16 protein-coding genes are annotated in these 19,579 nt (G+C 71.7%); 3 read left to right on the top strand and 13 right to left on the bottom strand.

Translation table 11 applies throughout. From position 1 onward, the window contains the following. Nucleotides 1-80: 80 nt before the first annotated feature. The 10 genes from R3E98_03400 to trxA all read right to left on the bottom strand — a co-directional run bounded on the left by R3E98_03400 (nt 81) and on the right by trxA (nt 11,747). Nucleotides 81-1,238, bottom strand: coding sequence for an aminotransferase class I/II-fold pyridoxal phosphate-dependent enzyme (locus tag R3E98_03400; GenBank protein ID MEZ4422429.1), 1,158 nt, complete (start codon nt 1,236-1,238; stop codon nt 81-83). Further along, a complete protein-coding gene (locus R3E98_03395) occupies nt 1,235-1,858 on the bottom strand; it encodes a fumarylacetoacetate hydrolase family protein (GenBank protein ID MEZ4422428.1) in 624 nt (207 codons plus the stop codon). The genes R3E98_03400 and R3E98_03395 overlap by 4 nt, the downstream gene beginning before the upstream one ends. 8 nt (nt 1,859-1,866) lie before the next feature. Further along, complete coding sequence (locus R3E98_03390) at nt 1,867-2,067, bottom strand: hypothetical protein (GenBank protein MEZ4422427.1); 201 nt, start codon at nt 2,065-2,067, stop codon at nt 1,867-1,869. 65 nt (nt 2,068-2,132) lie between these two features. Next, nucleotides 2,133-4,679: a helicase C-terminal domain-containing protein gene (locus R3E98_03385; protein MEZ4422426.1), complete on the bottom strand. Its 2,547-nt coding sequence runs from the start codon at nt 4,677-4,679 to the stop codon at nt 2,133-2,135. Beyond that, nucleotides 4,676-5,941, bottom strand: coding sequence for an asparagine synthetase B (locus R3E98_03380; GenBank protein ID MEZ4422425.1), 1,266 nt, complete (start codon nt 5,939-5,941; stop codon nt 4,676-4,678). The genes R3E98_03385 and R3E98_03380 overlap by 4 nt, the downstream gene beginning before the upstream one ends. After that, a complete protein-coding gene (locus R3E98_03375) occupies nt 5,938-6,534 on the bottom strand; it encodes a hypothetical protein (GenBank protein MEZ4422424.1) in 597 nt (198 codons plus the stop codon). Before R3E98_03375 ends, R3E98_03380 begins: the two co-directional genes overlap by 4 nt. Further along, nucleotides 6,531-9,881, bottom strand: coding sequence for a hypothetical protein (locus R3E98_03370; protein MEZ4422423.1), 3,351 nt, complete (start codon nt 9,879-9,881; stop codon nt 6,531-6,533). Before R3E98_03370 ends, R3E98_03375 begins: the two co-directional genes overlap by 4 nt. Further along, a complete protein-coding gene (locus R3E98_03365) occupies nt 9,878-10,552 on the bottom strand; it encodes a DUF4159 domain-containing protein (protein MEZ4422422.1) in 675 nt (224 codons plus the stop codon). Before R3E98_03365 ends, R3E98_03370 begins: the two co-directional genes overlap by 4 nt. Next, nucleotides 10,549-11,382, bottom strand: coding sequence for a 16S rRNA (cytidine(1402)-2'-O)-methyltransferase (gene rsmI, locus R3E98_03360; protein ID MEZ4422421.1), 834 nt, complete (start codon nt 11,380-11,382; stop codon nt 10,549-10,551). Before rsmI ends, R3E98_03365 begins: the two co-directional genes overlap by 4 nt. A 29-nt stretch (nt 11,383-11,411) precedes the next feature. Beyond that, complete coding sequence (trxA, locus tag R3E98_03355; protein ID MEZ4422420.1) at nt 11,412-11,747, bottom strand: thioredoxin; 336 nt, start codon at nt 11,745-11,747, stop codon at nt 11,412-11,414. 84 nt (nt 11,748-11,831) lie between these two features. Here trxA and mce point away from each other — a divergent pair, with 84 nt between their 5' ends. Next, nucleotides 11,832-12,251: a methylmalonyl-CoA epimerase gene (gene mce / locus R3E98_03350; protein ID MEZ4422419.1), complete on the top strand. Its 420-nt coding sequence runs from the start codon at nt 11,832-11,834 to the stop codon at nt 12,249-12,251. Between the two features lie 55 nt (nt 12,252-12,306). On the opposite strand, the gene R3E98_03345 is transcribed toward mce, so the two are convergent. The 3 genes from R3E98_03345 to R3E98_03335 form a co-directional block, all read right to left on the bottom strand. Then, entirely contained in the window at nt 12,307-12,807 is a 501-nt protein-coding gene (locus tag R3E98_03345; GenBank protein ID MEZ4422418.1) for a hypothetical protein, read from the bottom strand. A gap of 124 nt (nt 12,808-12,931) precedes the next feature. Next, complete coding sequence (gene clpB, locus R3E98_03340; GenBank protein MEZ4422417.1) at nt 12,932-15,544, bottom strand: ATP-dependent chaperone ClpB; 2,613 nt, start codon at nt 15,542-15,544, stop codon at nt 12,932-12,934. A gap of 196 nt (nt 15,545-15,740) precedes the next feature. After that, nucleotides 15,741-17,195, bottom strand: coding sequence for a M48 family metallopeptidase (locus tag R3E98_03335; GenBank protein ID MEZ4422416.1), 1,455 nt, complete (start codon nt 17,193-17,195; stop codon nt 15,741-15,743). Between the two features lie 192 nt (nt 17,196-17,387). On the opposite strand from R3E98_03335, the gene R3E98_03330 reads away from it, so the two are divergent. Next, complete coding sequence (locus R3E98_03330; GenBank protein MEZ4422415.1) at nt 17,388-19,397, top strand: oligopeptide transporter, OPT family; 2,010 nt, start codon at nt 17,388-17,390, stop codon at nt 19,395-19,397. Further along, a partial coding sequence (locus R3E98_03325) for a hypothetical protein (GenBank protein ID MEZ4422414.1) occupies nt 19,394-19,579 on the top strand: 186 nt, incomplete at its 3' end. The genes R3E98_03330 and R3E98_03325, both read left to right, overlap by 4 nt.

Genomic DNA, 19,579 nt, shown 5'->3' with positions numbered 1-19,579 from the left:
CTTTCATCGGGAGTTGAACACCGCCCCTGGAAGGGGGGTTCCGGCGCTTCCGCCGGTCACGCGAGCCTCCGCGGGGCCGGTCAGAGCAGCTGGCCCAGGCGCTGGACCGCGGTCTCCAGGCGGTCCGGCTCGACCGTCAAGGCGATGCGGAAGAAGCCCTTTCCGCCTGCTCCCAGGGAGGACCCGGGCAGGATCACCACCCCCTGCTCCTCGAGCGCGCGCCGGGCGAGGGTCGCGTCGTCCTCTCCGGGCGGAACCGGCACCCACAGGTACATCGTCGCTCGCGGGGCGTCGACGCGGAAGCCTGCGGCCGTGAGGGCCCGGACCCCGGCATCCCGACGCTCCTGGAAGCGCCGCACGTTGTCCGGCACCCACTCCGCCCAGCTCCCGAGGGCCGCCACGCCCGCGGCCTGCACGGCCAGGAACGCCCCCGTGTCCATGAACGTCTTCACCCGGGTCAGGGCGGCGATCAACGGCGGGGCCCCCACCGCCCACCCCAGGCGCCACCCCGTCATGTTGTAGGTCTTCGAGAACGAGTGGAACTCCAGGGCGACGTCACGGGCGCCCGGGATCTGGAAGATGCTGGGCGGCCGATAGCCGTCGAACGCGATCTCGGAATAGGCGTGGTCGTGGGCGAGGACGATGTCGTGCGTCCGGCAGAACGCGACCGCGCGCTCCAGGTACTCCAACGGCGCCGAAGCCGCCGTCGGGTTGTTCGGGTAGTTGAGGAACAGGATGCGTGTGCGCGCCACGATCTCCGGCGGCAGCGATTCCAGGGGGATGAGGAAGTCGTGCTCCGGCAGGAGCGGCACGGCCCACGGCTCCCCGCCGGCGAGGACCACGCCACCCCGGTAGGCCTGGTAGCCGGGGTCGGGCAGGACGCCCACGTCTCCCGGATCGAGCAGCGCCAGGGGCAGGTGCGCGATGCCCTCCTTGGAGCCGATCAGGGGCAGCACCTCGCGGAAGGGATCGAAGGACACGCCGAAGCGGGTCTCCATCCAGCCCGCGATCGACTCCCGCAGCGCGGGGAGACCGAGCTGGAACCCGTAGCGGCCGTACGCCTTCTCCCCCGCGGCGGCGCGCAGGGCTTCCACGACGGCAGGCGGGGGAGGCAGATCGGCGTCGCCCGCCCCGAGGTCGATCACGTCCACGCCCGCCGCCTCCAGGCGCCGACGGGCTTCGGCCACACCGGCCAGCGGATAGCCCGGCAGCGCCTCGAAGGCGCGCCTCAGCTTCAAGGGCGGGCGTCCTCGACGACCGGGTTGGAGATCCAGGCCACGCCCGGGATCTCGACCTCGACGGTCTGGCCGGCGTGGATGGGGCCCACCCCTTCCGGCGTGCCGGTGAGCACCAGGTCGCCGGGCTCGAGCGTCATGATGCCGGTGATGTACTCCAGCAGGACGCCCGGAGGGAAGGCCATGTCCGACACCCGACCGTTCTGGCGCTCGGCGCCGTCGACGCGTGTGATCACCTGCAACGCGTCGACGTCGAGGCCGTCCAGCGCCACCGGCGGGCCCAGCACGCAGAACGTGTCGAAGCCCTTGGCCCGGGTCCACTGGTCGTCCTTGCGCTGGAGGTCGCGCGCGGTCACGTCGTTGGCAGGCAGGACGGCGTCGACGTAGCTCCGCCAATCGGCCGCTGCCACGCGCCGGGCGCGTTTGCCGATCCGGAAGGCGATCTCCCCTTCGTAGTCGACGCGACCCACGCCCGGGGGCAGCCGGATGGGATCTCCGTCGCCGACGATGGCGGACGGCGGCTTCAGGAAGATGAGCGGCTCGTCGGGAACCTCGCCGCCCAGCTCACGCGCATGGGCGAGGTAGTTGCGGCCGACGCAGACGATCTTGCTTGGGCGATCCACCGTCGGCCTCAGCCCCGCTGGGCGCGACCGTGGATGAGCCCCCCCACGATGGCGGCGCCCGCGGCGATGGTCAGCAGCGAGCCCACGACCGCCCACCAGAACTGGAGGTCGTCCGCCCCCGTGCTCCCACCCGCGGCGGAGAAGCCGAACGCGCGGAACGCGAAGACCAGCCAGATGACCCCGATGACGATGCCGATGACGCTCTTCATGCCTCACCCGTCCTGGTGGATTGGGGCCGGGGTCCGCCCTCCGGTCGGTCCGGGCCGCGGGGAATCTACCGATCCTCGGCGGCGTCGAAAACCGCGGCCTCCGCCCGCGGGCGACCTCCCGCGTCCGGGCCGTAGAAGTCCGCGAGGGAGCGCTCGACCTCCCAGCCCAGCCCCTTGAGCACGGGGGCCGGCGGCAGCGCCGCCCGCAGCGCGCGGCCATAGCGGCGCGTCAGCACCCGCGAGTCCAGCAGCACCACGGCCCCCCGGTCGGAGCGCGAGCGGATCAGCCGCCCGAACCCCTGCTTGAGCCGGAGGGCGGCGTGGGGCAGCATGAACTCCTGGAAGCTGTTCCGCCCGGCGGCCTCCAGCGCCTCCAGCCGCGCGGCCGTGATGGGCTCGGAGGGCACGCGGAAGGGCAGCTTCTCCAGGAGCAGGGCGCGCAACGGATCCCCGGGCACGTCGACCCCTTCCCAGAAGGAGGCGGTGCCGAGCAGCACCCCGTTGCGCGCGTCCCGGAACGCATCGAGCAGACGGGAGCGATCGCCGTCTCCCTGCACGAACAGCGGCCAGCGCGACTCGATCCCGGCGGCCCGCAGCAGCTCCGCCACCTTCCGCAGGGAGCGGTGGGACGTGAACAGGGCGAGCACCCCGCCCCCCGAAAGCCCGGCCAGGACCCGGATCCACTCGGCGGTCTGGCGCTGGAACGTGTCGGAGGAGGTCTCCGGTGGCGCCACGTCCGTGGGGATGGTGAGCAGGGCCTGCGACGTGAAGTCGAAGGGGGACGGAGCCACATGTTCGACCACGGCCCGATTCCCTTCCAGCGACGACGTCTCCAGCCCGATCCGCGAGCGGACGAACCGGAAGCCCTGGTCCGTGGTGAGCGTCGCCGACAGCAGCGCCGCCGAATCCACCTTCTCGAACAGGGCCGAGCGCAGGAGCGGTCCCACGTCGATGGGCGCGGCGGCGAAGACCAGGTTCCCGCGCGGCAGTCGCCCGCGTCGCTCCACCCAGCGCACGAAGTCGCGATCGCCGGGATCGGCGTCGAGGACCGTGCGCAGCGCCGTGGCCGCCGCGTCCACACGCCGCTCCACGCTCTGCACGTCCAGCAGCCGTCCCCCGAGCCGCTCCACCAGCGCTTCGCGCTCTTCGGCGAGCGCCCGCACGCGCGCCAGGTGTCGTCCGAGCTCCGCGAAGCCGACCAACGTGCCGTCCAACGCCTCGCGCACGGTCTCGCGCTCCGCGAGTTCGCCCAGCGGAGGCGTACCCAGGCGGGCGGTGGTCTCCTCCGCCGGGAGCACCGCGTCCACCGCATCCACGAGGCGGGCGAACCACGCGCGGGCGGTGGACAGCGCCGGGCGGACCCGATCCTCGATGAGGTCGCGCACCTGGTCCGCCTCCTCCGAGCCCCCCGCTTCGTCGCCGAGCGCGCGGAGCAGACCGCGACCCCGGGTCTCCAGGCGGGCGAGCAGACGAGCCACGCCGATGCGGCTGACGTCCACGCCCAGGTGGGTGGTGGCCGCGTCCTCGACGTTGTGGGCCTCGTCCAGGATCACGTGGCGGTACGGGGGCAGCACGGCCGCCTGGGTCCAGTTGTCCGTGGCCCTGCGCACGGCCAGGTCGGTGAACAGCAGATGGTGGTTCACCACCAACAGCTCGGCGGCCGCCGCCCGACGCCGCGAGCGCTGGTAGAAGCAGGTCTGGAAGTGCGGGCACTTGGCGCGGAGACAGACGTCGGCGTCGCTCTGCACTTCGTCCCACAGATCGGACGAGGGTGTGAACGGCAGATCCGAAAGGCTGCCGTCCGCGGTCGTCTCCAACCACGCGAGCAGCCGGTCGATCTCGTCGCTGCGATCCTCGTCGAAGAGGGACTGGATGCTCTCCGCGGCGAGCCGGGCACGCCGGATCGACACGTAGTTGCCGCGGCCCTTCACGAGCGCCCACCGCACCTCCCGACCCAGCACGCGGGCCACGAGCGGCAGGTCCTTCCCCACCAGCTGCTCCTGCAGGTTGATCGTGTTGGTGGAGACGACCGTGCGCTCCTCGTTCTCGACCGCCCACACGGCCGCGGGCACCAGGTAGGCGAGGGACTTCCCGGTCCCGGTCCCCGCTTCGATCAAGGCCACGCCGCGCTCGTTGAACCGCGTCGCGAGCACGCGCAGCACCTCGCGCTGCCCGGGACGGTCCTCGAAGCGGGGATGCACCTCCGGCAACGGACCTTCCGGCCCGAGCAGGGTCTCGAGCGCCTCCACGTCCAGGGCCACCCGCTCCTTCGGCACGGGGGGCTCGACCACGACATAGAGCCTGGTGACGTCGTTGTCCGTGATGGCCGTGCCCAGGCCCAGGTCGTAGAGGCGGGCGGCGACACCGAAGTCGGCCTCCGACGGCTCCAACGTGCCGCTGGGATGGTTGTGGATCATCACGTCGCCCGAACGGGCGTCACGCGCGGCGACGAGCACGGCCTCGTAGTTCCCGCGGGCCACGGCCCGGGGGTCCGTAACCACGCGCGCCGGATCCACGTGCGCGATGAAGCAGACCTCCCGCCCGCCCGCCTTGCGGATCTCGGTGCGGATCCGCTCGGCCGCCTCGGGGGCGAGACGGAGCTCCGCGCTCACGTCTTCAGCTTCTTCTTCTTCGCGGCCGGGAAGAGGACGTTGTTGAGGATGAGCCGGTACGACGGGGAGTTCGGGTGCAACGCCAGGTCGGTGGGCGCGTCGCCGATCTGGTGCTCGGGGTCCTCGGGATCATGACCGCCGTAGAATGTCCAGGTGCCTTCGCCGAAGGTGCCGTGGATGTACTTGGCCCATTCGCCCTCTTCCGCCAGGACGGTGGTGCCGGGCTTGAGGCGCTTCTTCGCGAACGACGTGGTCAGCCCGTAGAAGTCCGGGATCACGGCCTCGTGGCTCTGCGTCAGCATGGTGGGGACGGGATCGAACTTGGCGGAGAAGTCGAAGAGCGTGAACGCCCCCAGCTCGCTGCGCCACGGGGTGTTGACCTGGTGGCCGTCGATGTCGCTGAACGAGCTCACGGACGGCGCCACCTGCACCTCCGCCCCCTCGAAGGCCAGCGCCCTGCTCCAGTCCATCTTGCTGCTGGCGCGAGGATCGGCGGGCGTGCCGTCGGCAAACGAGGCGGCGATGTCGACGTCCTCCGCCGCCAGGGCCAGATCCAACGTCTCCGTCGCCGAACACATGGCGAACAGGAAGCCGCCCTTCTCCACGAAGTCGCGGATCGTGCGCGCCACGCCCTTCTTGAGCTCGGGCACCGAGGGGAACCCCAACTCGCGCGCCACTTCCTGGTTGCGGGCCACCTCGTCCTGCAGCCAGGGCGCGCCCGCGTACGTCAGGAAGAACTTCGAGTACTGCCCCGTGAAGTCCTCGTGGTGCAGGTGCATCCACTCGTAGTCGGCCAGTCGCCCCCGCATCACGTCCGCGTCCCAGATCTTGTCGTAGGGGATGTCGGCGTACTCCAGCGCCATGGTGACCGCGTCGTCCCAGGGCGTGGAGTTGGGTGGCGTGTAGATCGCGATCTTGGGCGCCTTCTCCAGGGGTACCGTCTCCATGTTGGACTGGGCGATGGTTCCCCGGATCGTCGCCTCCTGTCCGGCGGAGACCTGCTCCACGCTCACGCCCATGAGCGCGGCCTGCCGGCGCACCACCTCGGCATCCGGCAGCAGGAACGATCCGCCCCGGTAGTTGAGGAGCCACTCGGCCTTGAGGCCCTGCTGCAGGGCCCAGTACGTGAGGCCGTAGGCCCGCAGATGATTGGCCTGGGCCCGGTCCATGGGGACGAGCGTCGATTGGGCGTCGAGGCGCCCCGCGCCGAGCAGACCGGCCAGGACGCCCACGAGCACCAGGCCGCGACAGGGACCTCTCATCCGGCACTCCGCAGGCGGTCCAACACGCGGCGGGCCTCCGGCACCAGCGCCCCGCCCGGCTGCTCCACGATCAAGGCTTCCACCCAGGCGATGGCTTCGTCCACGCCCTGCCCACGCCGGGCGCGGGCCTCGGCGACTTCGAGGATGGCCGCGGGCCGCTCGGTGGCTTCGGGGAACGCTTCGATCAGCCGGACGCGGAGCGCCTCGGCCTGGGCAGCGTCCCCCGCCCCGTCGGCGAGATCGGCGGACAACGCCAGCAAGGGGGGCACCTCTTCGGGTCGGGCGTCGGTCTCGAGCGCGAGCAGCGCGGCGATGGCCTCGGCGGAGCGCCCGCGGTAGGCCTCCGCCACGGCGCGCGCCACGCGGGGCGCGAGCTCCGGTCCCATCTTGCCCAGCACGCGCGCGACCTTCAGGTGGGGCACGGCGGCGGACGGTGCCAGCGCCGCGCTGGCCTCCATGAGCGCCGTGCGTCCGTCCTGCACGCGACCCTCGGAGAGAAGGGCATAGGCGCCATCGATCCCCGTCTGCGCGGCCAGCGCGGCCGGCAGGATCAGCGCGCCCAGGCACACGAGGTGCGGCAGCAGCCGTCTCATCGGCCGGGGCCGGGCGGCGGCGAGGCCTGCCGGTTGAGGCGCTCGAAGTAGCGCCGCACCAGCTCGCGCTCGGCCGGCGTCAGACGCTCGAGTTGCTCCGCAGAGGGGAGCGGATACCGGGGGCCCCGCAGAAGCTCCGGGGCCAGCGGCGCCACGTCGCGTCGCTCGTAGGAGCCCGCGGTGGTGGACTCGCGCTCCTCGGTCTCCTCCTCCTCTTCCTTCTCCAGGCTGCGTCCCGCGTCCAGCAGCCGGTGGAAGAGGTCCTGCTGCCGCTCCATCACCTCCCGGTCCAGACGCCCCTCCTGCAGGAGCTGGGCGATGGCCTGCGCCTCCTGGGCCAGGGCCTCCAGGTCGCCCATCGCCTGCTCCTCCGCCCCGGGCTCGTCGGAGAGCTGCCCCAGCTCCTCGGCGACGGACTGCTGACCCTGCGCCATCTGCTGCATCTGGCTCTGCATGGCCTGCTCACCGAGCTGCATGGGCATCATCTGCTCCGACTGGTTGAGCAACTCCGATTGCTGCTCGGCCAGTTGCTCCAGCTGCTCCATGACCTGCTCGCCCGACATGCTCTGTTGGCCGTTCTGCGACATCTGCTCGGACGCGGCCATGGCGGCCAGCGCCAGGCGGTTGAGCGCATCGACCGCGCCTTCCGCCGCCGCGGCCGCGGAGGTCCGGCTGTCCGCTGGCGCCTCGAGCGCCTCGGCGGTCTGCTGCGTGCGCTCGCGTGCCTCGGTGGCGCGCTCGGTCAGCGGATTGCCCTCCGCCGGATTGACCTGCATCGCCTCCGAGAGGCCGCGCTCCAGGTTGCGCGCGCCTTCCATCACCGTCGACTGCTCCTGGCGCAGGCGGGCGCGCGTCTCCTCGTCGGCGCCGCGCATCTGCCGACGCAGCTCCGACTGCCGCTCGGCGAGCTCGAGGGCGTCCTCGGCGGCCCGATCGAGCGCCTCCATGATGCGCTCCATGATCTCGGCCGCCATCTGGCGCTGGGCCTCCTCCATCTCGCGCATGCCCTCGTCGACCGCCTCGGCGGCCTGGTCGGCGCTCTGGCCGGCCTGCTCCGGGCTCTGCTGGGCCTGCTGCGCGGCCCGTTGCATGGCTTGGCGGGCCTGCTCCATCCGCTCCGAGGCCTGTTGTACCCGCTCGCTGGCCCGCTCCTCCCCCAGCTGCTCCAGGCGCTCACGCAGCGCCTCCATCCGCTCCTGCAGCGCTTCGGCCTCCGCCGACAGCTCCTCCTGCTGCTCCGCGCGCTTCTCGGGGTCGTCCCCCTCGCGCAGCGCGTCGGCCAGGGCGCGCTCCTGCTCCGCCAGTTCGCGCGCCTCTTCGGTCGTCGCGCGGAAGTCCTGCTCCACCGCCGCGCGCCGGAAGCGCTCGAGCGCCTCCTCCAGGCGTTGCCGCATCTCCTCCTGCTGTTCGGCGAGGCGGGAGAGATCCTCGCGCGCCTGGCTCGCCTGGGACTGGTCCAGGGAGTTGGACAGCTCCTGTAGCTGCTCGCGCATCTCGTCCGTGAGCAGGGACTCGAGCAGGGCCTCCAGCTCCTCCATGCTCTTGCGCAGCTCGGGATCCGCGAGACCGGCCTCCCGCAGCTGATCCGCAAGGTCCTGGAGCTCGTTCTGCATGGTCTCCAGCTGGCCGTCCACGTCCTGCTGGCCTTCGAGGGCCTCGCGCATGCGCTCGCGCTCCTCGAAGCCCATGCGCCCGCCGGCCTGCTCGCGCTGTTGCGACGCCCGTTCCAGGTCGCGCGAATCCTCGGCCTCCGCGCCCGCCTGCTCCGTGAGCCGGGAGAGGCGCTCGGCCAGGGAGTCCAGCTCCTGTCCGGCCGTGCGGCGCAGCTCCGCGAGCTCCGGCACGCGCAACAGGAACTCGTCCGACTCCACCGTCTGCGCGAGCGGTGAGTTGTCGGTGGCGCGCACGCGGTAGCGGACGGAGTCCCCCGGCAGGAGCTTCCATTCGGACAGATCCAGCAGCGGACGCGCCATCACGTCGCGGGCGCCGTCGAGCGGCAGGCGCTGCGTGGTGCTGCGCGCGGCCAGCCCGGCTCCCGACTGGACGGCCACCACGGCCACGTGGTCGAGCCCGTAGTCGTCCCGGGCCTCGACCACCAGGGGCTGCTTGTGCGAGATCGGCATCACCGTGTCCACACCGGGGAAGACCACGGTGAGCGCGGGGAGCGAATCGCGCACGAGCGTCAGCTCGAACGGCGCCGGCGCGGTCTCGGGGGCCTCGCCCTCGGGGTCGCGGAAGCGCCACTCGTAGGCGCCGCTCCGGCTGGGCGACCACTCGCCTTCGAACGCGGCGCCGACGGGCGTCAACACCACTCCCGCCTCGGGCGCGCCCGGTAGCTCCAGCGAGGCCTCCGCCAGCGTGCGGCTGGCGCGACCCAGGATCCGGATCCGCGTCCCTACCGGGAGGGTCGCGGGCGGCAGGGGCTCGCGCAGCTCCTCGGGGGGGATGCCCGTATGGGCGGGGAAGGACAGCTGGAGCGTCAGATCCGTGACGAGCAGGGGGTTGATGGGCGAGAGCACGTAGCGCTCGCTCCGGGCCCCGTCGGGCGTCTCGGCCCAGTACTCGATGTCGGCGTCCACGCGCTCGAAGGGGAAGCCGGTCTCGTCATCCTCGAGCGGTTGCGTCCGCTCCTGGGGGATGGCCCCCCGCACCACCCAACGCAGGGTGACCTCGGTGCGGCCCGGGGCCCGCACCCGGATGAGCACCGGGCTGCCGCGCAGGACCTCCACGCTGCCCGGGGTGACCTCCAGCGGCGGATAGTCCCCACCGAGGTAGGCGTGCACGGGGCGCGCCAGCCCTCGGACGGCCTGCCAGGACCGTTGGGGCGTCAACGCCAGCAGGACGACCAGCGCAGGGACGATCAAGCCGAGCGCGGCCAGCCCCCGTCGCGCCACCCCGTCCACCCGGGCACCCAGGGCGCCGGTCAGCTCACGCGGGGTGCGCCCGGCCAGCCCGCGGGCCGCTTCATCCGTGGCGGCCCGAGCCAACCCGGCCGACGTCCCCTCCGGCACCTTCCGCTCCAGCTCCAGGGAGCCCAGGACGGTGCCGCGCCGCAGCGCGGCGGAATCCTCCACCGCGGCGGCGACCCGCCGCTCGGCCAGCAGGTCGGCGGCGACCCGGCGGACGAGCACGATCCCCACCACCAGCACCAGCAGGAGGAGGGCGTCCAGCAGGAGCGGCCAGACGGAGCCCACACGCCAGCCCGTGCCGACGGCGAGCCAGGCCGCCAGGAGCAGGGCGCCCACGAGGGCACCCCCCCAGAGGGACGCGGCCATCCCCAGCCGCCCCCGCAGGTGGCGACGCACCGCGGCGAGGGTCGCCGTGACCGAGGCGGGCGCCGGGCTCACCGGACGTACTGCCCCAGCACGTGGAGATACAGGTTCACACCCATCCGCAGCGCCTGCTCCCGCACCTCGTCGGGATCTCCGTGCACGTCGGAGTCCTCCCACCCGTCCCCCAGGTCCGACTCGTAGCTGTAGAAGACCATGAGCCGTCCCTCGTCGAAGATGCCGTAGGCCTGCGGTGCCGCGCCGTCGTGCTCGTGGATCTTCGGCAATCCGTCCGGGAAGTCGTACACGCCATGGAAGACGGCGTGGTCCGCGGGAAGCTCGACGAGAGGGTGGTCGGGGAAGATGGCCGCCATCTCGGCCCGGAACGAGTCGTCCAGGCCGTAGTTGTCGTCCGCGTGCAGGAATCCACCGCCGAGCAGGTAGGCCCGCAACGCTGCGCGCTCCTCGACCGTGAAGCGCACCTGCCCGTGACCCGTCATGTAGAGGAAGCCGTAGTCGGGCAGCGCGGGGTCGAGCGTCTCCACCACCGCTTCACGGGCGGCCGTGGGCACGCCCGTACGGTCGCGGATGGCGGTCAGGAGGTTCGCGATCGAGGAGGGGTTGGCATACCAGTCCCCGCCCCCGCCGTACTGGAGGCGCGCGACGGTCAGCAGCGTGTCGGAGCTCGCCGGGAGCGGCGCCACCGGCGGGGAGCCGGCCAGGGCGGCGAGGGTGAGCGCGAGGATCATGGATCACGACCTGCCAGGGATTGGACGACACGATAGGCGTGGTTGCGGGAGATGCCAAGCCGCTGGCTCAGCGCCTGGGCCGCCTGGCTCGGCCGGAGCCCTTCGGCCAGCAGCGCCCGCGCGCTCGCCTCGATGTCGGGGTCCTCTACCCCGCGCGGGGCGGACGGAGCCACGACCAGCGTGACCTCCCCCCGCGGCGGGTGCGCCTGGTAGTGATCGGCCAGCTCCCGCAGGACGCCGCGCCGGAACTCCTCGTGCATCTTCGTCACCTCGCGGGCCACGCACGCCTCCCGGTCCTCGCCACACGCCTCGGCCAGGTCGGTCAGGAGCCGGACCAGCCGGGGCGGCGCCTCGAAGAGGACGCATGTCTCCTCGGATGCAGACACGCGCTCGAGGGTTCGCTGGCGCTCGGCCCCCTTGCGCGGGGCGAATCCCAGGAAGGTGAAGCGCTCGCCCGGCAGACCGGAGGCGACCAGCGCGGCCAGGACGGCGGAGGGACCGGGGATGGGCACGACCGGGTGGCCGGCCTCCACCACGCTGCGGACCAGACGGCTGCCCGGGTCGGAGACGAGCGGTGTGCCCGCGTCCGAGACGAGCGCCACGGTCCCCCCGTCCGCGAGACGCTCCAACACCGACTCGACCCGTCGAGCCTCGTTGTGCTCGTGCAGGGACGACAACGGCGTGCCGATCCCGTGGTGGTCGAGGAGGATCCGGGTGCGCCGGGTGTCCTCCGCCAGGACGAGATCGACACGCCGCAAGGTGTCGAGCGCGCGGAGCGTGACGTCCGCGAGGTTGCCGATCGGTGTGCTGACGAGATAGAGCTCGGCCACGCCGCGGTCGGCCCCTTCGTGCTCCGGGACTACAGGTGCTGCTTGAGCTTCTGCTCGAGCACCGCCTTGGGCACCGCGCCCACGACCGTGTCGACGTGCTGGCCGTCCTTGAAGAACAGCACGCTGGGGATGGAACGCACGCCGAAGCGGGCGGCCACCTCCGGGTTGTTGTCCACGTCCAGCTTGCCCACCGTGACGCCCTGGTCGTTGTATTCGTCGGCGATCTGGTCGATGAACGGCGCGATCAGTCGACACGGACCACACCAGACGGCCCAGAAGTCGACCATGGCCACGCCCTCCGCACCCTCGATCTGTTGGGCCCAGGACTGGTCCGTTACGGTAAGCAGGTTCGCACTCTCGGCCATCATGATCTCCTGATCTCCACGCTCGTCGTGGCCCGCCTGCTGCGCGGCACCACCGTCGGTCAAACCTAACATCGGACACCCAGGATGGAGACACCGAGCCCGCACCCCACCGCCGGACGGCGGCTCCACCATGTCGGTGTCGCGGTCCCGTCCATCCGGGACGTCCTACCGCTCTACGAACGCATGGCGGGCACCCCGGGTTCCCCCATCGAGACCGTCGAGAGCCAGAAGGTCCGGGTCTGCTTCGTGGGGCTGGTGGAACTCCTCGAGCCCACGGATCCGTCCAGCACGGTGGCCCGGTTCCTGGACCGGCGCGGGCCGGGGCTGCACCACCTCGCGTTCGCGGTGGACGACCTGGCGGAGGAGCTCGACCGCCTGGCCGGCGAGGGGGTACGCCTCATCGACCGCGTGCCCAGACCCGGCGCCTTCGGGCACCGGGTCGCCTTCCTGCACCCGGAGTCCACGGGACGGGTGCTCACGGAGCTCGTGGAAGCCGCCGGCTGAACGTCGGCCCCGTGACCTGCGCCCGGGGTCCGGGCGCGCGTGGGGCGCTACGGCTTCAGCGCGAGGCGGTCACCCGGTCGAGGCCGATCTCCTCGATGTACCACGACCCGCTCCCGCCCTGCACCACCACGAAGGGAATGCCTTCCACCTCGCGGCCCTCCTTGGTCAGGGTGACCTGGAGGCGCGTGGTGGGCCGCTCGCGACCGGCGACCCGCTCGTCGGCGCCCAGCTGATACCGCTGGCTGGCGAGGACGTCGGCAATCAGGTTCATGCGGACCTCGACCTCGGGCCGCGTCAGGCACCGGTCCCCGAGCCCGATCCACGAGCCCATCTTCTTGAACGCGCAGCCGAACGTGCTGCCCGTGTCGCCGATGGGACCGTCCCCCGTCCCGAAGATCCGGGCCATCGTCTCCAGGTCCCGTCGGTTGGCCGCCTCCAGGAAGGTCTCCACGGACAGGGCCGGAGCCACCGAAGCGGCCCCGCGCGAGCCGGAGACCTGTCGGGTCACGCACCCCGCGCTCATGAGCAGGAGCGCGCCCAGCACCAGTGTCCTCACGCCTTCCTCCTGAAGGGACCGCCTCCACCCGGGCCGCCATCGGCCCGCCCCCGGCGATCGTCGCATCGGCACCACGCAGGTCCCGTACCACACCGGTGGCGACGGGCCGTCCGGCGTTCCGCCGTCAGACCGTCGCCCCGGTCGGGCCGACCGGCTCGAAGACGAGCCGTTCGGCGCCGGGTGCCGCGTCCACCCGGATCACGGTGCCCTCCTCAACCTCGTGGTCGAGCAGGTACAGGGCGAGGGGGTCCTGCACCAGGCGCTGGATGGCCCGCTTGAGCGGCCGCGCCCCGAACACGGGGTCGTAGCCCTCCTCGGTGATGCGGGCGCGGGCGCCGTCACTGACGTCCAGACGCACGCCCAACTCGTCGGCCAGCTCCTGGAGGCGCTGCAGCTGCAGCTCCACGATGCGCCCGAGCTGCTCGCGGCCCAGAGGCTGGAAGACGACGATGTCGTCCACCCGGTTGATGAACTCCGGTCGGAAGTGACGCCGCAACTCCTGGAGCACCGCCGCCTCCACCTGGTCCCACACCTCCGAACCCGAGCGCTCCAGGATGAGCGGGCTGCCGATGTTGGAGGTCATGATGATCACCGTGTTCCGGAAGTCCACCGTGCGCCCCTGCGAGTCGGTCAGACGACCGTCGTCCAGGATCTGCAGCAGCACGTTGAAGACCTCCGGGTGCGCCTTCTCGATCTCGTCGAACAGGACGACGGAGTGGGGCCGACGCCGCACGGCCTCCGTGAGCTGGCCGCCCTCCTCGAACCCGACATAGCCGGGTGGCGCGCCGATCATCCGGGCCACGGCGTGCTTCTCCATGTACTCGGACATGTCGAGCCGCACGATGGCGCGCTCGTCGTCGAACAGGAACTCCGCGAGCGCGCGGGCCGTCTCGGTCTTCCCGACCCCGGTGGGACCCAGGAAGATGAACGAGCCGATGGGGCGGTGCGGGTCCTGCAGCCCGGCCCGCGAGCGCCGCACCGCGTTGGCCACCACACCGACCGCCTGCGGCTGCCCCACGACCCGCTCGGCGAGCAGGTCCTCCAGGTGCGTCAGGCGCTGCCGCTCCGACTCCATGAGGCGGTTCACAGGAATGCCGGTCCATTCGGCCACGACCGCCGCGATGTCCTCCTCGTCCACCTCCTCCTTCAGGAACTTCCCGTCCTTCTGGAGCTCCTGCAGGCGGCCCTCGGCCTTCACCAGTTCGGCCTCGGTCTTGGGCACCTCGCCGTACTGCAGCTCCGCCGCCCTTCCCAGATCGCCGGTCCGCGTGGCCTTGTCCGCCTCCACCTTGAGCTCGTCCACCCGCTCCTTGAGCGACTGGATGCGCACGATGGCCGCCTTCTCCGCCTGCCAGCGCGCCTTCATGGAGGACGAGCGCTCCTTGAGCTCGGCGAGCTCGCCCTCGATGGCCTCCTTGCGCTGGAGGGCGCCCGACTCCTTCTCCTGCGCCAACGCGGCCTTCTCGATCTCGAGCTGCGTGATGCGACGCTCGACCTCGTCGATCTCCTGCGGAAGCGAGTCGATCTCGATCCGCAGACGGCTGGCGGCCTCGTCGATCAGGTCGATCGCCTTGTCCGGCAGGAAGCGCCCGCCGATGTAGCGATCCGACAGCTTGGCCGCGGCCACGATGGCGTCGTCGGTGATGCGCACGCCATGGTGGACCTCGTAGCGCTCCTTCAGACCCCGCAGGATGGCCACGGCATCCTCCACGGAGGGAGGCGCCACGAACACGGGCATGAAGCGCCGCTCGAGCGCGGGGTCCTTCTCGATGTGGTTGCGGTATTCGTCCAACGTGGTCGCACCCACGAGCTGCATCTCGCCTCGCGCCAGGGAAGGCTTGAGCATGTTGCCCGCATCCACGGCCCCTTCGGCGGCGCCGGCGCCGACGATGGTGTGCAGCTCGTCGATGAAGACGACATAGCGACCCTCGGCGTCGATGATCTCCTTCATCACCGCCTTCATGCGCTCCTCGAACTCGCCGCGGTACTTCGCGCCCGCGAGCATGGCCGAGATGTCGAGGGAGATCAGCTTCTTGTTGGCGAGGCTCTGCGGGACGTCACCGGCGACGATGCGCTGCGCCAGCCCCTCCACGATCGCGGTCTTCCCCACCCCGGGCTCCCCGATGAGCACCGGGTTGTTCTTCGTGCGTCGCGCCAGGACCTTGACGACCCGCCGGATCTCCTCGTCGCGGCCGATCACGGGGTCCAGCTTGCCCTGCCGCGCCAGATCCGTGAGGTCGCGGCTGTAGCGGGCCAGGGCGCGGTACGTGTCCTCGGGCGTCTGGTCCGTCACGCGGTGGCTGCCCCGAACGGTGTCCAGCGCCTCCAGCACGGTGTCCTCGTCCGCGCCGGCCTCCTCCAGGATCGCGCGGGCGTCCCCCCGGGCCGAGGCCAACCCCACGAGGAAGTGCTCGGTGGAGACGTACTCGTCTCCCAACTCGCGCGCCTTCTTCTCCGCGGCCTCCAACGCCGCGCGCAGCTCCCGCGACAGGGTCGGGTCTGCGCCGCCGCTCACCTTGGCCAGACGGCCGATCCGCTCCTGCACACGCGCGCGCACCCCGTCCACCTGCACGCCGATCTTCTGCAGGACGGGAAGGACGATTCCCTCCTCCTGCTCCAGCAAGGCGCCGAGCAGGTGCGGTCCGTCCACCTCGGGATTGCCGCGCCCGCGGGCGTCGTTGGCCGCCAGGCGCAGCGCCTCGGTGGCCTTCATGGTCAAGCGTTCGAAGTTGATCATCGCTCGTCGCGTTCCGGCGCCGGGGACGCGCTCATCGCCCCGGCCACCCTCCGTTCGTCGCTGTCACTGTGGCAGCAGGCGCCGCGTAGTGGCAGCGTCCTGCGTCACTTCGGCGCAGGGAGCGTCTCTCCGCTGCGCCGTGCGGTCCGAAGTTCAAGAACGGAGCCAGCGCCGGCCGCAGACGGAACGCCAGACGTCAGCGGGCGCCGGTCACGCGCTTGGCCAGCTCGCCGCGACCCAACGTGGTATTGCCCTGGAACTGGTTGATCAGGCTCACGGTGGATTCCGGCACCGAACTCGGGAAGCGACGCAGGAATTCGGGCACGCTCATGGAGGTGGGCACCTCCACGACGTCCACGCGATCGGGCTGCGCACCGAGCACCGCCGGATCGCTGACGGGGCGGAAGGAGCGCGCGAACGCCTCCAGCGCGCCCGCCCGGGCGCTCCATCGTGCTTCCGTCGTGTATCCCAGCAGCCGGAACACGGCACCGCGATGCTCCACGAACGCGGCCAGCCCGTGGAGCTGGGTACCGTCCTCGGTCTGACCCGTGAACTCGGCCCACGCCGCCGGCAGGCCCGCGATGGCCTGCTCCGAGCGCCCCACGGCCTGGATGCCCTCCTGGCCCAGGAACGCGTCGCGCGCCGTGCGCGCGGCACTGGCGCCCTCGGCGAGCGTCAGCATGGCGATGGCGTCCTGGTCCGGGCTCACGCCCTGCACCGCCTGCTTCTGGTTCACCGTCTGCCAGCCCGACGGGAACGTGATCCCGAAGCGCAGCGTCGGGTGCAGGAAGACGCCGCCGTCCTCGAAGTACCCCTCCCGCGGGTCCGGGCCGAAGACCACCCCGTCGATGGTGCGGAGGTACTCCGGGCGCCGCACCAGCGCGTTGGGAGGCACGCCGCCGGCCTGCTGCGCCATGGCCAGGATCGTCTCGGCGCGCCGGCCGGGGTCGGGATGGGTGGAGAGCCACTCGGGAATGCGCTGCCCGCCCTGCGCGCTGATCTGACCGAGCATGTCGAAGACGCGGCTCATCTCGCGCGGGTCGTATCCCTCCCCCGTCATGTAGCGGAAGCCCAGCTCGTCCGCCTGGCGCTCGTCGTCGCGGCCGTACTTCAGGAACAGGAGCTGGAGGCTCTGCATCGCGACGTCCCCGAACTGGCGCACGGTCTCGGAGAACACCATGCCCACGCCCAGCCCCAGCGTGTACAGCTGCTGGCGGCTGATCTGGTTGACGGAGTGCTTGGCGGTGACGTGCCCGATCTCGTGGCCGAGCACACCCATCAGCTCGGCCTCCGACGTGAGGTGGGTCATGATGCCGCGGGTGATGTAGACGAAGCCGCCCGGCAACGCGAAGGCGTTGACGACCGGGTCGTCGACCACCCGGAACGTCCACGGCAGGTTCGGCCGTTCGGACTCCTGCGCCATGCGCAGGCCCAGCCCACGGACATAGCGCTGCACGGCGGAGTCGGGGTACAGCCCGAGGGAGGCGACGATCTGCGCGTCCGCCTCCCGGCCCATCTGGATCTCCTGCGCCTCGGAGACGAACGACAGCTCGCGCTCGCCCGTGGCGGGATTGACGGCGCACCCGGCGAGGAGCGCCGAGACCACGAGGACGCCCCGACGCGCGCGGGGACCCGACACCGACCGGCTCATCGACACCTCACCTGCCTTCCCGGGGAGGACGCCCGGAACCCCCGGGCATCACATGCGGTCCGAGTCGGGGGCCCCGGAGAGCGATCCGGCTGGCTACCCCGGAGGGCCGGGCCATGCTCCCGCTCCGGCTTGACGCCCTCCGTGGGCCCGATCCAGCTTCCCCGGGCTGAATTCCCCAGACGAGGGAGGGACATGGCGCACGTCGACGCTCCGGCCCGCCGGGGCCTGCCCCCGGAGGCCTACGAGGAGATCCCGGGCGACCGCTACCGGCCCTACGTGCCGGCGGACCAGAGCCCGGCGGAGTTCACACTCCGGGCCGTGGCACTCGGGATCGTGCTCGGCGTCGTGTTCGGGGCGGCCAACGCCTACCTGGGCCTGCGCGTGGGCCTCACCGTCAGCGCCTCCATCCCCGCCGCCGTCATGGCCGTGGCGCTCTTCCGGGCCCTGAAGCGCGGGACGATCCTCGAGGCGAACATCGTCCAGACCGTGGGATCGGCCGGGGAGTCCGTCGCCGCCGGCGTGATCTTCACGCTGCCGGCGCTCTTCATCTGGCAGCGCACCGATCCCGACGTCGTCGTCAGCCTCATGGAGATCTCGGTGATCGCGGCCCTGGGGGGGCTGCTGGGCGTGCTCTTCATGATCCCGCTGCGCTCCTACCTGATCTCGCGCGAGCACGGCAAGCTTCCCTATCCCGAAGGCACCGCCTGCGCCGAGGTCCAGGTGGCGGGCGAGGTGGGCGGCACCAAGGCGCGGTTGCTGTTCGAGGGCCTCGGCGTCGGCGCCCTGTACCAGGTGCTCTCCAACGGGCGCGGCCTGTCGCTCTGGAACGAGTCCCCGAGCTTCGCGCTCCCGCGGAAGGCACAGATCGGTGGGGACTTCACCCCGGAGCTGCTGGGCGTGGGCTTCATCATCGGACCGCGCATCGCCGCCATCATGTTCGGGGGGAGCGCGCTCGCCTGGCTGGTGCTGATCCCCCTGATCAACGCCTGGGGTGGCACCGACGTGGTGTACCCGGCGACCGCGCCCATGGCCGACCTCGGGTCGGGCGACATCTGGAACCACTACATCCGCTACGTGGGCGCGGGTGCGGTGGGGTGCGCCGGCATCCTCACCCTCATCAAGAGCCTGCCCACGATCGTCGAGAGCTTCAAGCTCGGCATGAAGGAGACGGGCGGCGGCGGGGGCGCCCACGTCCCCCGCACCCAGCAGGATCTGCCGCTCGGTCTGGTGCTCGGCCTGGCCGGCCTGATCACGGTGGCGCTCTGGCTGTGGCCGGGTGTCCCGGTCAACCTCGTGGGCGCGGTGCTGATCGCGGTGTTCAGCTTCTTCTTCGTGACGGTCTCCAGCCGCATCGTGGGGTTGATCGGCTCGTCCTCCAATCCCGTCTCCGGCATGACCATCGCCGCGCTCATCCTCACCTCCTTGATCTGGGTGGCGCTGGGGCTGAACGACGGGTCGGTCGCAGCCAAGGCCTCCGTCCTGGCCGTGGGCGCCGTGGTGTGCATCTCGGCGGCCATCGCGGGCGACACCTCGCAGGACCTGAAGACCGGCTTCCTGCTGGGCGCGACGCCGCGGCTGCAACAGATGGGCGAGTTGATCGGTGTGCTCACGTCCGCCGCCGTCATGGGCGCCGTGCTGGTGGTGCTGAACGAGTCCTACGGGATCGGCACGGCCGACGGCCTGCCCGCCCCGCAGGCCACGCTCATGAGCCTGGTGATCGACGGCGTGCTCAACGCGTCGCTGCCCTGGGGCTTCGTGCTGCTGGGGGCGGCGCTGGCCGCCGTGGCCGAGCTGGTCTTCAAGCTGCCTTCGCTCGCGCTCGCGGTCGGGATCTATCTGCCCATCTCGCTCATGACCCCCATCTTCGTGGGCGGCCTCATGCGACAGGCCCTGACGCGCCGCTACGAGGGCGCAGGCACGGACGCCGACGGGGTGGAGGTGCTGGCCGAGAAGCGCGAGCAGGGCGTCCTGTACGCATCCGGCCTCATCGCCGGAGCCGCCCTGGTCGGGGTCCTGATCGGCGGCGCCATCTACGGCGTGACCCGCGTCACGGGCGATCCGTCCAACGCGGACCGGTGGGTCATCGGGCACCACTGGTCGGAGTTCACCGCCTGGTCGTCGCCGGTGATCGGCACGCTGGTGTTCGTGGGGCTGTGCGGCCTGCTCTGGCGTGCGGCCACCCGGGCCATGGAGGCCCGATGAGACGTGCCGTCACGCACGGACTCCTGGCGGCGGCGGCCGGGGCGGGATTGCTCCTCGCCTGCGACTCCAGCGACCCCGGCGGCCCGGCGCGCACCATCAGCGCCGACGTGTTCATCGACACGTACGTGGACCTGCGCATCGCAGGGTTGAGCAGCGCCGGTCTGGAGATCGCGCCCGAGGAG

Source organism: Gemmatimonadota bacterium (assembly GCA_041390125.1).
Classification (GTDB): domain Bacteria; phylum Gemmatimonadota; class Gemmatimonadetes; order Longimicrobiales; family Gaopeijiaceae; genus JAGQIF01.
This window is presented reverse-complemented; position numbering and strand designations above follow the sequence as displayed.